The 14,752-nt window shown below is 65.3% G+C and carries 10 protein-coding genes; 5 read left to right on the top strand and 5 right to left on the bottom strand.

Features of this window, described 5'->3' with window-relative positions; genetic code table 11:
* Positions 1 to 7: 7 nt before the first annotated feature.
* Both FXB40_RS02875 and FXB40_RS02870 read right to left on the bottom strand, forming a co-directional pair.
* Positions 8 to 2,428 (bottom strand): sensor histidine kinase NtrY-like, encoded by a 2,421-nt coding sequence (locus FXB40_RS02875; protein ID WP_187436622.1) that lies wholly within the window; start codon positions 2,426 to 2,428, stop codon positions 8 to 10.
* Between the two features lie 134 nt (positions 2,429 to 2,562).
* Positions 2,563 to 5,859 carry an autotransporter family protein gene (locus FXB40_RS02870; protein ID WP_148770704.1) on the bottom strand — a complete coding sequence of 1,099 codons (3,297 nt, stop codon included), beginning with the start codon at positions 5,857 to 5,859 and terminating at the stop codon, positions 2,563 to 2,565.
* 171 nt (positions 5,860 to 6,030) lie between these two features.
* Between FXB40_RS02870 and FXB40_RS47625 the strand changes: the two genes are divergently transcribed.
* Entirely contained in the window at positions 6,031 to 6,177 is a 147-nt protein-coding gene (locus tag FXB40_RS47625) for a hypothetical protein (RefSeq protein WP_187436631.1), read from the top strand.
* 169 nt (positions 6,178 to 6,346) lie between these two features.
* On the opposite strand, the gene ntrC is transcribed toward FXB40_RS47625, so the two are convergent.
* Genes ntrC through dusB form a run of 3 tightly spaced genes read right to left on the bottom strand, consistent with a single transcriptional unit; the run spans position 6,347 to position 9,972 of the window.
* The gene (gene ntrC, locus FXB40_RS02865; protein WP_148770703.1) at positions 6,347 to 7,789 is read right to left on the bottom strand and encodes a nitrogen regulation protein NR(I); all 1,443 of its coding nucleotides are present in this window, start codon (positions 7,787 to 7,789) and stop codon (positions 6,347 to 6,349) included.
* A 9-nt stretch (positions 7,790 to 7,798) separates the two neighbouring features.
* Positions 7,799 to 8,974 (bottom strand): two-component system sensor histidine kinase NtrB, encoded by a 1,176-nt coding sequence (locus tag FXB40_RS02860; protein WP_148770702.1) that lies wholly within the window; start codon positions 8,972 to 8,974, stop codon positions 7,799 to 7,801.
* The gene (gene dusB, locus FXB40_RS02855) at positions 8,971 to 9,972 is read right to left on the bottom strand and encodes a tRNA dihydrouridine synthase DusB (protein ID WP_187436621.1); all 1,002 of its coding nucleotides are present in this window, start codon (positions 9,970 to 9,972) and stop codon (positions 8,971 to 8,973) included. The genes FXB40_RS02860 and dusB overlap by 4 nt, the downstream gene beginning before the upstream one ends.
* Before the next feature lie 281 nt (positions 9,973 to 10,253).
* On the opposite strand from dusB, the gene FXB40_RS02850 reads away from it, so the two are divergent.
* From FXB40_RS02850 to FXB40_RS02830, 4 genes are all read left to right on the top strand, one after another.
* The gene (locus FXB40_RS02850) at positions 10,254 to 11,435 is read left to right on the top strand and encodes a bifunctional 2-C-methyl-D-erythritol 4-phosphate cytidylyltransferase/2-C-methyl-D-erythritol 2,4-cyclodiphosphate synthase (RefSeq protein WP_148770701.1); all 1,182 of its coding nucleotides are present in this window, start codon (positions 10,254 to 10,256) and stop codon (positions 11,433 to 11,435) included.
* 3 nt (positions 11,436 to 11,438) lie between these two features.
* Positions 11,439 to 12,050 carry a CinA family protein gene (locus FXB40_RS02845; protein ID WP_148770700.1) on the top strand — a complete coding sequence of 204 codons (612 nt, stop codon included), beginning with the start codon at positions 11,439 to 11,441 and terminating at the stop codon, positions 12,048 to 12,050.
* A 741-nt stretch (positions 12,051 to 12,791) separates the two neighbouring features.
* The gene (locus FXB40_RS02835) at positions 12,792 to 13,499 is read left to right on the top strand and encodes a c-type cytochrome (RefSeq protein WP_148770698.1); all 708 of its coding nucleotides are present in this window, start codon (positions 12,792 to 12,794) and stop codon (positions 13,497 to 13,499) included.
* Positions 13,500 to 13,510: 11 nt separating this feature from the next.
* Positions 13,511 to 14,749 carry a cytochrome c gene (locus tag FXB40_RS02830; protein WP_187436620.1) on the top strand — a complete coding sequence of 413 codons (1,239 nt, stop codon included), beginning with the start codon at positions 13,511 to 13,513 and terminating at the stop codon, positions 14,747 to 14,749.
* Positions 14,750 to 14,752: the final 3 nt, after the last annotated feature.

The raw sequence follows: 14,752 nt of genomic DNA, 5'->3' as shown, positions 1-14,752 counted from the left end.
TGTCTTGTCAGATGCCTGTTGAGGCTTCGATTTTCGTTGAATCATTGGTCTTTTCAGCGGGCTCTTTGGTTTCGCCCGCCGGCTCTTTTGTTTCCCGCGCCGTGACGGAATCCGCAGCCGTTGCCTTGATATCCGCCGCAGCTGCGTCCTTCACCGGTGCTTTGGCTGCCGGCGCCTCCTCGGCTCCCTCGGCCTTCTTGGCCTCGCCGGAGATCGCAAAGCGCATCCGCATCCAGGCGCCGCGCTGGCCCTCGCGGAAATCGGAGGCGTCCTTCAGCTCGATGCGGCCGCCATGGTCTTCCAGCACGCGGCCGACAATGGCAAGGCCAAGGCCGGTGCCCTTGGCGCGCGTCGTCACATAGGGCTCGAGCAGCCGCGAGCGCGCGACCTTGGGCAGGCCGATGCCGTTGTCGATCACGTCGATCAGCACGTCCTCGCCTTCGCGCGACACCACGACGTCGATGCGGCCCTTGCCACCGTTCTTGCCAAGCTCCTCAGGCGGAACCTGCTCGATCGCCTCGGTGGCGTTCTTGACGATGTTGGTGACCGCCTGCGAGATCAGCCGCCGGTCGAACTGGGCGCGCAGCGGATCGTCCCTGAACTCGGCCTCGATATCGATCTCGGGATGGGCGACCTTCATCAGGAACACCGCCTGCCGCACGGTGTCGGCGACATCCTCACCTTCCATCACGGGCTTCGGCATCCGCGCAAAGCGCGAGAACTCGTCGACCATGCGCCTGATGTCGTCGACCTGGCGCACGATGGTGTCGGTGCACTGCTCGAAGATCTGCTTGTCCTTGGCCTCGGTGATGTCCTTGCCGAACTTGCGGCGGATGCGCTCGGCGGAGAGCTGGATCGGCGTCAACGGGTTCTTGATCTCGTGGGCGATGCGGCGCGCGACGTCGCCCCAGGCCGAGGTGCGCTGCGCCGACACCAGTTCGGTGATGTCGTCGAGCGTGATGATGTAGCTGTCGTGCGGCTGGTTCTTCTCGGCGCTGACGCGCACCGAGAGATTTCGCTCGGTGCCGTCGCGCGTGATGGTGATCTGGCCCTGCACCAGGCGCTGGGTCCCTTCCCGCGACGTCTTCATCATCTCGTCGAGCTCGGGCAGCACGTCGGAGAGCGGATGGCCGAGCGTCTCGGCCTCGGAATGCCCGATCAGCTTCTCGGCGGAGCGGTTGAGGATGCCGACGCTGCCCGAGGTGTCGACGCCGATGATGCCGGCGCTTGCAGAGGACAGCACGGCCTCGATGAAGCGGCGGCGGCTGTCGATGAGGTCGCTGGCGTTGACGAGCTCGTCGCGCTGGCTGCGCAATTCCTGCGTCATCTTGTTGAAGGTCTCACCGAGTTGGGCGAGATCGCCTTCGGACTGATGCACGGGCACCTTCACATGGAGGTCACCGGTCGACACGGTGTGGGCCGCGTTCATCAACCGCCGGATCGGTGCCACCAGCGAGTTGGCGAAGTTGAGGCCGATCAGCACCGAGGCCATCAGGATGGTCAGCGCGATCACCGCAAACATCAGCGCAAACGCCACCTGGATGCCGAGCCGGCGTGACTCGATCTGGGCGTATTCGGCGACGCTGATCTCGGTCTGCTTGAGCTGACTGACGACCTTCGGATCGAGCGGGCGGGCGACGTACAGGAACGTGTCGCTGAAGGCGCGCAGGCGGATCACCGCCGCGACGAAGCTCGCATCCGGCAGCACCGCGATCTCGGGCTCATTCTCGTTGACGTTGCTGAGGAAGTCCGGCGCCGGCGGCGAATAGGCCAGTCGCATGCCGGTGTCGGCGGACTCCAGGATATTGGTGTTCTTGTCGATGATCATCGCGCCCGGCAGATTGCGGGAGCCGGCGCTGGCGGTCAGCAGCTCGCGGAACGACCGGCGATCCTGGTCGTAGAGCGGCCTTGCATGGGCGATATCATTGGCCATGCCGATGATGTCGCCGCGGATCAATTGCGCATGGTCCTGCATATAGGCCCGCGCGATATCCAGCGAGTTCTGGATGACTTCCTTGGTCGGTCCCGAGAACAGCCGGTCGAGACCGCGTTCGAGGGTGACGTTGGCGACGACGGAAACAAGCACCGCCGGCAGCACCGCGACGATCGAGAACAGGCTGACGATCTGGACATGCAGGCGCGCCGCCGCCCTGCCCCGCCGCCGCGCCAGGATCAGCTGCCAGAGCTCGCGCACGATGATGCCGACCAGCAGCAGGATCGTGCCCGCATTGATCAGGTAGAACGAGCGGACCACTTCGGGAGTCGGATCGATCCTGGTGAGGCCGGTCAGGACCAGGAAGGTCAGGAGGCCCGATAACAGCGCCAGCGCGACCGCAAACGGCACCAGCCAGCGCCGCACCGACCAACGCCGGGGCTCTTCCGCTGGGGCCGTGTCAAAGGATGCGGCCGAGGTATCTGCGCTGGTCATTCCGGCAATGGGGTGCTGAAAAGGGGTCCGCGATGGGCGGGTACTGATGTATTCGTACCACATTGTTGCCGAATTGCGACAATTCCGCGGCGTCTTCTCCGCGGCGGACCGGCGCATCCACAGAGGATGCAGGGCTACCACGCGTACCGGAGCAGTCCTTTACCGGCATAGGAACGGCTGACATCGGCGAACGCACCCTCGAACCCGGCGCGGGCGGACCAGCCGTTCAGCCAGTTGATGTCCGCTCCGAGCGAGGTGAGTGCCGCGTCGCGGCCCTGCGCCGCGCCGCTGACAGTGAAGCCCGATGCAGGCAGCGCCAGAAACGATGCCGCCGCCCAGCGGTCCGGATCGAAATCATGTGCCCAGGCCAACCGGCTATTGACGGTCAGCAGGCCGTTCCGGATTGCGAAAGTTTGATCGGTGCGGACGCCGATCTCGCTACGGCTGTCGGTGACGTTGCGCCCCGAATAGGACAGCGCAAACGTCCCCGCCCCCGACACCGCGGATTCGGCATAAGCCGGCAGCGCGATCGTGGTGAATTGGGCGGCCGCATAGGGTGTGATGCCAAAACCCTTCAATGAGGAAATGGCGAGGCGATAGCCGCCCTCGACACGGCCTGACCAGGCATTGGCGTGAAACTCCGCCCGCAGGCGGTCGACGCCGGACACCGTCACCGTGCGGTCGGTGGTGATGTCCTGCCAGCCATAGCCGAATCCGGCGGAAATGTAAGCCGCCCCCGATTTGTGCCGAACGAACGCGCCGGCCTGGAACAGATCGGAGCGCGCCGCTCCGGAGTTGGCGACGCTGGCGTTGGTGCCCCCACCTGCGAGCGCAAAGCCCATGACCGTGCGTGGCGAGAGCAGATAGTCGGCGCCCACCGCCGTGCCGAACACCTGGCTGGTCGCAGCGTTCGAGCCGACTGCGGCATTGCCATCGCTCGATTGCGAGCCGCCAAAGCCCGACGCCCACACGCTCCAGCGCGGATCATAATTCGTTCGCAGGGGTGCCTTGGCCATCAGCCCATAGGCGTCGCGCTCGCTGGCACGTCGCGTGCGTGACGTCGCGGCATAGGCGAGCTCGTCGTCCGCGCCGGCAAAATTCGATGTTGAAGTCGCGGACCAGCGCGTTCCGCCCTGCTCGCCGACGCCGGGATCCATGAGCAGGCCAAGGAACTGATCCATCGCGTTGAAGCTGGTCTGCTGGACGCCGGTCCCTGCCTCGCCTGATGCCTGCGTCAAGGCATTGCCGAGGTTGCGGCCGGTCAGCGTGTAGAGCGGCGAGAAACCTGCCGACGTCGTGCCCGTGGTGTTGAAGCTCGCGTCGAGCAGTTTTGCGATACGCTGACCGTTGGCCCCGATGCCGGACGTTTGCGCCTGCGCCAAGAGTGCGGCATCGAGCGTGAGAGTGGCGTCGGTCGCGGAATAGCTCAGGCTTGTGGAGAAGCCCGGCAGCGACGTCGTGATCCCTCCGAAACTGGTACCTCCCAGGCTGCCGCTGTGCAGGAGATCATACTGCCTGATGAGCGCGCTGCCGGGTGCGGGACTGATGGCCAGTGTTCCCGCGAGCGAGGCGTTACCACTGACGTTGGCGAAGGCCGCGCTGCTCGCACCCAACTGCACGGCATAGTTCGCTCCTGACGACAGGATGAGGTCGCCCGCAACATTCATCGTGCGCGCCGGCATGCCCCATGCGGGCGCGAAGGTGCCGCCGTCCAGCACGCTCAACAGGCCGATCGTTCCGGTGCCCGCCAGGGTCGCGCCGGGACCGACGAGCGTCAGGTACGAGCTCGCAATTGTTCCGTTCACGGTCAGCGTTCCGCCGCTGACTACGGTCATCCCGGTGTAGCCGTTGATGCCGGAGAGCGTCTGGTGTCCGGATAACAGCTCGAGGCCGCCGGTGCCGACGATCGTTCCCGCGAATACGCCGCTTGCGGCCGACAGCGCCAGTGAATTGGCGCCGAGCCAGACCAGGCCGTCGACGTCACCGGACAGCGATTTGATCGTGGCGGCCGTGCTCGCGCCCGATACGTCGAACCATCCGCCGGCCGACACATTGACGCCGCTCGATGGCGCGATGCTGCCTGGGCCGACCAGCGCCAGATAGGCGCTGTCCCCCGACACATTTGTCGGCCCGGTATAGGTGTTGGTGCCGCTGAGCGTCGCCGAGCCGCCGGCCGCGATCGACAGGCCGCCGGGACCTGAAATCACTCCGGCGAGCCCCAGCGGCACCAAATTCGCGTCGATGACGAGCGGCTGGGTCGTGGCGATGTTGGCGTCGGTGACGAAATTCGGGGAATAGCCGACCTGTTGTCCGGCCAGATTGTAGAGCACGGAGTTCTGCACGAAGAACCCGATGCCCAGGATGTCGGCGCTCGAATTCGCCAGCGCGTAAGGCGACGGCACGCCGCGAGCGGAAGCGATGTTAAACGTCTCCTGCGTGCCGTTGCTGTTGGCCGAGACGGTCAGCGTCGGCGGAGCTCCCCTGCCGGATGACACTGCGAAGTCGGTCCATCCGGTATCCAGGGAGACATTGAGGCTGAACGGCGCGCGGAAGCCGACCGAGAAATTAAGCGGCACGAACTTGCCCATGCTCAGCACATTGGAGTTCGGAAAGCTGATGCCGTTGCTGCCCGCAGCGACCGTGTTGACGGACTGGAATTGTGCGATCAGCGCCGGCGTCAGGCCGACCGTCACGCAAGGGTTGCAGCTTGTGATCGACTGCGGAACGGTCTGGATCGATTGCTGCGCACTCGTGACCGGGCCGCCGGGAATGCTGGTGTTGAGCTGCGCATTGAGCGCGGCGAGGCTCTGGCCATTGGCCGCCACCATGTAACCGGCCGTGGTGTTCGCAACGTTGGTCTGGCCGATCACGCTGCCGAGGCCAATCGCCGATCCCGCTACGGTCTTGGTGAAGGCGAGCGCCGAGGCGCCGAACACGCCGACCGACGCGCCGAACGGTTGCGAGCTGGTGGCGCCGCCGCTCGACAACGAATACGAGGTGTACGAGGCGACGTTGTAATTGCCTGTCGTCCCAAGCGATATGCCGCCGGACGTTGCACCCGCTGTCGCGTAGAATTTCAGCGCCGATGCGGAGATCTGATAGAGATCTCCGGTGAACGCGCTGGTGGGCGAAGTACCATAAGTCTCGACGTTGACGCCGGTCGCGAGCACCGTCGGGGCCCCGCCGGCGTAGACGCTGCTCGGCGCCAGGAACACGGACGATCCGGTATCGAAGGCGTAGGTCTGCGCCGCGCCGCCGTTGACGCCGACATTGATCGTCAGGACGAGCGCCGGATTGGGGTTGTTGAAGCCGTAATTGGCGCCGGTGTTGATGGTGTAGCCGAGCGGGATGTCGACCGACTGCGCCAGGCCAGGCCCCGGCATCAGACCGAAGCCGGCTGCGGCAAACGCGACGATACGGACGCAACTCATTGGCCACCTTCCGCAGGGCGCGCACGCTTGCCGCGCCTGCGTCAAAAGGTCTCATTTCGGTGGTTCCCTACCACGCCCGGATCGTGAGTTCCAGAACATGTCTGGCTCATGTATCGTTGCGTCCGCGCACATTGCCCGGAACAGAATCCGGCCATTCCGGCTTGACCCGGCATGGACAGGATATTTCTCGCGATCATGGTATCGGCGGTGCTGCTGCTGATCGTGGCCTCTGACCTGCTGGTCAATGGCCCGAGCAGGCAGGACCAGACGGCGCAGATGGCCAACATCGAGCCGGTCGCAGCGCGCCTGATCAGATAGGTGCGACGCTGCGCTCTGCGGCCTAATGACGAATTCGAACGTTCCCGAGGAACATTTCAGCCCGGTTCGCGCTTCACTTCACCGCGCGGACCACACAGGCCAGCGCGATCCGGACAGGCTCAGCTCACCTTTGGTAGGGGGAGCTGAGCCACTCGTCCGTTCCGAGGGCCTAGCCCCCGCTCCGATACACCTGGATATCGAGATCCCGGATCTTCTTCCGCAGCGTGTTGCGGTTGAGGCCGAGCAGATCGGCGGCGCGGATCTGGTTGCCGCGGGTGGCGGCGAGCGCGGCCGTGAGCAGCGGCACCTCGATCTCCTTGAGGATGCGGTGATAGAGGCCCGGCGGCGGCACGCCGTTCGGGAAGCCTTGGAAGTGCGATGAGAGATAGGCCTCGACCGCGCCGCCGAGATTGTCGACGCCCTGCTGGACCGCAGCGCCCGGACTGACCGAGGGCGGCGCGAGTTCGCCGTCGATGACGGAGCCCGTGATCACGTCCTGCGGATAGAGCGCGGCGAGACGCCGGGCGAGGTTTTCAAGCTCGCGCACGTTGCCGGGCCAGCGATGCTGCTTCAGCCGCTCCAGCGCCAACGAATCGAGCTTCTTCGGCGGCAGGCCGTCCTTCTCGGCCAGCGCGAAGAAGTGACGGATCAGATCCGGCAAGTCCTCGATGCGTTCCCGCAAAGGGGGCAGCCGCAGCGGCACGACGTTGAGGCGGAAGAACAAATCCTCGCGGAACAGCCCCTGCTGGATCAGCACGCGCAGATCCTTGTTGGAGGCCGCGACGATGCGCACGTCGGTCTTGATAGGCGTGCGGCCGCCGACGGTGGTGTATTCGCCCTGCTGCAGCACGCGCAGCAGGCGGGTCTGCGCCTCCATCGGCATGTCGCCGATTTCGTCGAGGAACAGCGTGCCGCCCTCGGCCTGCTCGAACCGGCCGGACGCACGGGTGTTGGCACCGGTGAAGGCACCACGCTCATGACCGAACAACTCGGATTCGATGAGGTCGCGCGGGATCGCCGCCATGTTGACCGCAACGAACGGGCCGTTGCGGCGCTTGCCGTAATCATGCAGCGCGCGCGCCACCAGCTCCTTGCCCGTACCGGACTCGCCCGTGATCATCACGGTGAGATCGGTCTGCATGAGCCGCGCGAGCACGCGGTAGATTTCCTGCATCGCCGGCGAGCGGCCGACCAGCGGGATCGCCTCCATCTCGGAGTCGTCGTCCGGCGTCGCGATCCGCTCCTTGGGCTCCGCGAGTGCGCGGCCGACGATGGCGATCAGCTCCTTCAGGTCGAAGGGTTTTGGCAGATATTCATAGGCGCCACGCTCGGAGGCCCGGATCGCCGTCATGAAAGTGTTTTGCGCGCTCATGACGATGACCGGCAAATTCGGCCGCATCTTCTTGATCCGCGGCAACAGGTCGAAGGCGTTTTCGTCCGGCATCACCACGTCGGTGATGACGAGATCGCCCTCCCCCTGGCTGACCCAACGCCACAGCGTCGCGGCATTGCCGGTCAGCCTGACTTCATACCCGGCCCGGGAAAGCGCCTGGTTGAGAACCGTGCGGATGGCGGTGTCGTCATCAGCTACGAGAATGCTACCTGCGGGCATCGTTAATCCTCATTTTGCCCCCTGTGATGCAGACGACGACTTCCCGGCAGAGCCGTCGCGACTGCTGTGATCGGCATGTTTCACCGATGTGGAATACATCGGCATCAGCACGCGGAAGGTGGTCTTGCGCGGCTGAGACTCGCATTCGATGATGCCCCCGTGATCGCCGACGATCTTGGCGACCAGTGCCAGACCGAGGCCCGAGCCGGTCTGCTTGGTGGTCACGAAGGGATCGAACAGATTGGGCAGAAGATCGTCCGGCACGCCTGGTCCATTGTCCCTCACGCAGAATTCAAGCGGTAGGGATACCCGGGATTTTTGACCGGGGACTGACAGGCGCACGCCGGGCCGGAATGCGGTGGTGAGCTGGATCTCGCCGTCGGGGACGTCGATCAGCGCTTCGGCGGCATTCTTCACCAGATTGAGGAACACCTGGATCAACTGGTCCTGGTTCGCAAGCACCGGCGGCAGCGACGGATCGTAGTCCTCGATGAAGCGGATGTTGCGGGCAAAGCCCGACTGCGCCAGCCGCTTCACGTGGTCGAGCACCGAATGGATGTTGACGGGGCCGCGCACCACCGGCCGCTCGTCGCCGAACACCTCCATGCGGTCGACCAGCGTCACGATGCGGTCGGCCTCGTCGCAGATCAGCCGCGTCAGCATGCGGTCTTCGGAGGACGCCTGCTGCTCCAGAAGCTGTGCTGCGCCACGGATGCCCGAAAGTGGATTCTTGATCTCATGCGCGAGCATCGCTGCTAGCGCTATCACCGAGCGCGCAGCGCTGCGATGGGTCAGCTGCCGGTCCATCTTGTCGGCGATGGAGCGCTCCTGGAGCATCACCACGATGTGGCCGGGCCGCTCGGTGAGTGGCGCGACATGCAGATCGACCTGGCGGTCGCCGCCCATGCGCGGCGTGCCGAGATCGACCTTGTATTCGTTGACCGGCGAGTTCGACGAGCGCACCTGGTCGATCAGCGCCAGCAAGGGGCTGCCGAACGGCACCAGCTCTTTCAGCGCCTGCCGCTTCAAGAACTGCGTCGAGATATCGAAGAACGCCTCGGTCGCGATATTGGCGGCGACGATCTTGCCGTCCGGCCCGATCATCAGCACGGGATTGGGCAAGGCGTCCAGGATCGCGTCGCTCTCGGACAGAATCGGCCGGCGATGGTCAGCGGCTGAGCTCATGCAGCGGCGCTCCATGCGAAATCGTCGAAGGCATCCTGCAGGGACTGGTGGACGAGGCCCGGATCTTCGGAGGTCAAAATCTTCTGGCGCCAGGCCTTCAGCGTCGCGACCGGCGCGCCGCTCGCATCGGCCGCGACATCGAGCGCCCAGCCGAGATGTTTTCGCGCATGCTTCAGGCCCACGCGCAGACCATAGAGCGCACAGACGCCCTCATAGAGCGTGCGGACATAATGCAGCTGCGTTGCGAGCGATGGTGTGGCTTCCGTCGCCCCGCCATTCAGGCGCCGGCCGATCTCGCCGGGCAGCCAGGGCTGGCCCTGCGCGCCGCGGCCGATCATCACGGCATCGGCGCCGGAGGCCTGAAGCGCCGCGAGCGCCTTCTCGTAAGTCGTGATGTCGCCATTGACGACGAGCGGAATGGAGATGGCTTCGCGCACCGCGCGGATCGCGTCCCAATCGGCCTCGCCCTTGTAGAACTGGCAGCGGGTGCGGCCATGCACGGTGACGAGTTTGATGCCGGCGGCCTCCGCGCGACGCGCGAGCTCCGGCGCGTTGCGGGTGCGATCGTCCCAGCCGAGCCGCATCTTCAGCGTCACCGGCACCTTCACGGCGGCAATCGTTGCCTCGACCAGGCTGACGGCGTGATCGAGATCGCGCATCAGGGCCGAGCCGGACTGGCCGCCGGTGACGTGGCGGGCCGGACAGCCCATGTTGATGTCGATGATGTCTGCGCCTTCGGCCTCGGCGATCCGGGCACCCTCCGCCATCCAATGCGCCTCGCAGCCGGCGAGCTGGACCACATGCGGTCCGACCCCGGTCGCTTCGCAGCGCAACCGCGACATGCGGTGACCGTTGGCGAGCTCATCGCTGGCCGTCATTTCGGAGACGACCAGACCCGCCCCGAGTTCGGCGGCGAGCCGGCGAACGGGTGAGTCCGTCACTCCCGACATCGGTGCCAGGAAGACCGGGGTAGCGATTTCAATATCGCCTATTTTCAACGGCTTAGAGCCTGATCTTGCCGAGCCGGTCACAGGGGTCTCGTTGAGTGGACAGGGCCTCATCGCGCCTGCCATGGCCTATCTTGCGCACAATTCTTGTGCAGTCAAGCGTCATGCCTACAGTTTAGACAGTTCTGCAAATCTTTCAAGTGCAGTGCAGCAAAATGCTGAATCCCACAATCCGGGGAAACCCCCTTTTTTTGCGGGCCTGCCGTGCTAGAGGCATGCCGGCAATCACCCCACGCCCGACGCATTCCCTAACAGCTGAATATTTGAGTCCTATGGCGAAATCACAGCGCACCGCAGTTGTTCTTGTCGCGGCCGGTCGTGGCCTGCGCGCAGGCGCGGGCGGGCCGAAGCAATATCGTGAGATCGGCGGCGTGCCCGTGATCTACCGCGCCATGGAAGCCTTCAGCACCCATTCCGAATTGTTCGCCGTGCAGCCGGTGGTGAACCCCGACGACAGCGCCATGTTCACGGCAGCGGTCGCAGGCCTGAAGCACGAGGCGCCGACCAATGGCGGCGCGACGCGCCAGGCCTCGGTGCTCGCCGGTCTCGAAGCGCTCGTCCGGCACAAGCCCGACATCGTCCTGATCCATGATGCCGCGCGTCCCTTCGTCTCGGCCGGTGTGATCTCGCGTGCGATCGAAGCGGCAAGCCGCACCGGTGCGGCGATCCCCGTCGTCCCCGTCACCGACACGATCAAGGTGACGAGCGCGGACGGCAATGTCGAGGACACGCCGGATCGGGCTTCCTTGCGAATCGCGCAGACGCCGCAATCCTTTCGTTTCGATGTCATCCTCGAAGCGCATCGTCGCGCGGCAAAGGACGGACGAAGCGATTTCACCGATGATGCCGCGATCGCCGAATGGGCGGGATTGACGGTTGCGACCTTTGAAGGCGATGTTGCCAACATGAAGCTCACCACCCCCGAAGATTTCGTGCGCGAGGAAGCGCGCCTGGCCAGCCTGCTCGGCGACATCAGGACCGGCACGGGGTATGACGTGCACGCTTTCGGCGAGGGCGACCACCTCATGCTCTGTGGCGTGCGCGTGCCGCACACGAAAGGCTTCCTGGCCCATTCCGACGGCGATGTCGGCCTGCATGCGCTGGTCGACGCCATCCTCGGCGCGCTCGCCGACGGCGACATCGGCTCGCACTTTCCGCCGAGCGAGGCCAAGTGGAAGGGCGCCTCCTCCGATCAGTTCTTGAAATATGCCATCGAGCGCGTCACGGCACGCGGCGGCCGCATCGCCAATCTCGAGGTCACGATGATCTGCGAGCGGCCGAAGATCGGACCCTTGCGCGACACCATGCGCGCGCGCATCGCCGAGATCTCCGGCGTCGACATCTCCCGCGTCGCCGTGAAGGCGACGACCAGCGAGCGACTCGGCTTCACCGGCCGCGAGGAAGGCATCGCGGCCACTGCGAGCGCCACCATCCGCCTTCCCTGGAGTGTCTAGGTCATGGCCGGCAGCGACGCACGCGCCCTCTCCCGCTCGCTGCTCGATTTGTGCCGGATGCGCAAGCTGACGATCGCGACTGCCGAGTCCTGCACCGGCGGCCTCGTCGCCGGCGCCTTGACCGATATCCCCGGCTCCTCTGACGTCATTGACCGCGGCTTCGTCACCTATTCCAACGACGCCAAGCGCGCGATGCTGGGGGTCGAGGCCGGCACGCTCACCAATTTCGGCGCGGTCAGCAAGGAGACCGCGACCGCGATGGCGATCGGCGCGCTGGAGCGTGCCGGCGTCGATCTCGCAGTTGCTATCACCGGCATTGCCGGCCCCGGTGGCGCCACCCCGGGCAAGCCGGTCGGCCTCGTGCATTTTGCCGCTGCCGCGCGTGACGGCCGCATCATCCATCGCGAGCAACGTTTTGGCGCGATCGGCCGCACCGCCGTACGCCAGCGGTCGGTGGTCGAGGCGCTGCGCATGCTCATGGAGCTCGCCCGCGGCCCGCAAGCCGCGGCCAAGCCGCGCCGCGCCGCCGCCGCAACGAGGCTGCGTCCCCGCGTGACACGAACGCCGCGACGCCACACTGCGAAGCGACGGCCGCCGCGGTCGCCGCGCGGTTGAGGTCCCCGTAGCCCGGATGGAGCGAAGCGCAATCCGGGCGCCCCGTCCTCGGCAGGAATTCGACATTCAAGGCGGGTTTGATCCTTGGGAGGTTCGCTCGATCTGAGGGATGACAGGAAGCTTTTGCTCAATCGCCTTCGCGAGCACAGTTCCCGTGGTCCGACCGAGCTCCTTCGCAATCAACGTGATTGGCTTGGTCCCTGCAAGCTTCCTGAGCCGATTGAGGTCGTCGTCGCTCCACGACTGCTTCCAGCGCGCCATGTCTCTGGTCCCGCTACACAAGCCCTGCGCCCGACTCGGACTGTAGTTGCCTCCGTCGCGAAATGCAGCCAGTGCAGATGTGCCGTCCACGGCAAGGGGTGTTCCGTCACTCCTCCGCGTTTTGGCACAAACTGCACTTGTCACCGTCGCTCATCGCTGCGCGAATGATTGATTGGGGCCAGCTTGCGGGCACTTCGCGACCCACAATTCCCTGCGGGCTCAATCCGCGCGCGAAAAGATTCCACTGACCGAATTTGTAAGGACGTAAAGCTCGTGCGCAATGCGTCGCGAGACTGCAGCGTCATGTTTGGCTTTCAAATTGCACGCAAATTTGTCCGGATCGATCATCATGTGCGGCGTAGCGGCGCGACCAAACGTCATCACGCCGATGCACGCTTGCGCGGAAAAATATTGGCGCAATAATGCCGCTCTACGTTGCGATCCGAAATCAACCGATCCAGCATTGTGGAGGGCGGCTCAGTGCTCGCTCGCGCCGCGGCCTCGGCCGCACTGATCGTCACTTTGGCCGCCTCCGATGGCGCGGCCGCGCAAACGGCCAACCAACCGCCGGATACCATGGCGGCACGGGTGGAAGCCTGCACGCCCTGTCACGGCAACAAGGGCGAAGGCACCAGCGACGTCTATTTCCCGCGTCTTGCCGGCAAGCCGGCCGGCTATCTCTACAACCAGCTCCTCGCCTTCCGCAGCGGTCGGCGCAAATACCCGCCGATGAACTATCTGCTGGAGTTTCTGCCCGATCCGTATCTGGAGGCGATGGCGGAGTATTTTGCCAGCGAGCACCCGCCACTGCCGCAGCCTGCGCCGAGCGAAGTCAGCAAGGATGTGCTGGCGCAAGGTGAGTTGCTCGCCACCAGCGGCGATGCGAACCGCAATATTCCGGCCTGCGTGAGCTGCCATGGTCCGGGGCTCACGGGCATGCAGCCCGGCATCCCCGGCCTGCTCGGCTTGCGCGCCGCCTATGTCAGCGCCCAGCTCGGCGCCTGGCGCTACGGCACCCGCACGGCGAAATCGCCCGACTGCATGCAGCTCGTCGCCGGCCATCTGACCGAGGCTGACGTCACTGCGGTCGCCGCCTGGCTTGCGACGCGCCCTGCCCCCGCTAATCCTGCTCCCGTCCCGAAAGGCACCTACGCGCTGCCCTTCGGCTGCGGCAGCCAGCCCAACTGACGAGGCGGATGATGGGCTTCAAACTGTCGATCACACTGCTCGCACTCGCCGCGTTCACCACGGTGGCCCAGGCACAGGACAAGACCAGTGACATCATAGCGCGCGGCGAATATCTCGCCCGCGCCGGCGATTGCACCGCCTGCCACACCGCGGCGGAGGGCCGCCTGTTTGCCGGCGCGCGCCCGATGCCGACCCCGTTCGGAACGATCTACACCTCCAACATCACGCCCGATCCGGAGACCGGGATCGGCAAGTGGAGCGCGGACGATTTCTACCGGACCATGCACAATGGCCGTTTCCCGGATGGCGGGCTGATCTATCCGGCGATGCCGTTTGCGTCCTACACAAAGGTGACACGCGCCGACAGCGACGCGATCTTTGCCTATCTGCGCTCGATCCCACCGGTGAACCAGAAGAACAAGCCGCACGAGCTGCGCTTCCCCTATGACAATCGCCAGCTCATCCTCGGCTGGCGCACGCTGTTCTTCAGCGAGGGCGAGTTCAAGCCCGATCCGACCAAATCGGCCGAATGGAATCGCGGCGCTTATCTGGTTGAAGGCCTCGGCCATTGCGGCATGTGCCATTCGCCGATCAACGCACTCGGCGGCACCTCGCAATCCGACGCCTTCAAGGGCGGCCTGATTCCGATGCAGAACTGGTACGCGCCCTCGCTCACCTCCAATCGCGAGGCAGGCCTCGGCGACTGGAGCATCAAGGACATCACCGATCTGCTTCAGACCGGCGTCTCCGCACGCGGCGTGGTCTACGGCCCGATGGCCGAGGTCGTGCACAACAGCCTGCAATATCTCGATGACGCCGACACCAAGGCGATGGCAGTGTACCTCAAGGGCATCGCGGAGGCCTCGTCGCCGCCGCCGGCGAGCTCGGCACTGCCGAACACCGAGAGCAGCCTGCTGATCAGCCTCGGCAAGACCGTCTACGACAAGAACTGCGCGAGCTGTCACGGCACGCAGGGCGAAGGCAAGCCGCCGCACTGGCCGCCGCTCGCCAACAACCAGTCGATCGAGATGCAGTCGGCGGTCAACCCGATCCGCATGGTGCTCAATGGCGGCTATCCGCCGGGCACCAAGGGCAATCCGATGCCCTATGGCATGCCGCCGTTTGCCGGCCTCCTCTCCGACAATGAGGTCGCCGCCGTCGTCTCCTACATCCGCACCGCCTGGGGCAATCGCGGCACGCCGGTCTCGGCGCGCGAGGCCAACGAGCTGCGCTCCGCACCGCTGAACTGAGAG

The organism is Bradyrhizobium rifense (assembly GCF_008123425.1).
Lineage (GTDB): Bacteria > Pseudomonadota > Alphaproteobacteria > Rhizobiales > Xanthobacteraceae > Bradyrhizobium > Bradyrhizobium rifense.
Note: the sequence above shows the minus strand (reverse complement) of the source record. Positions and strands in the feature narration are given on the sequence as shown.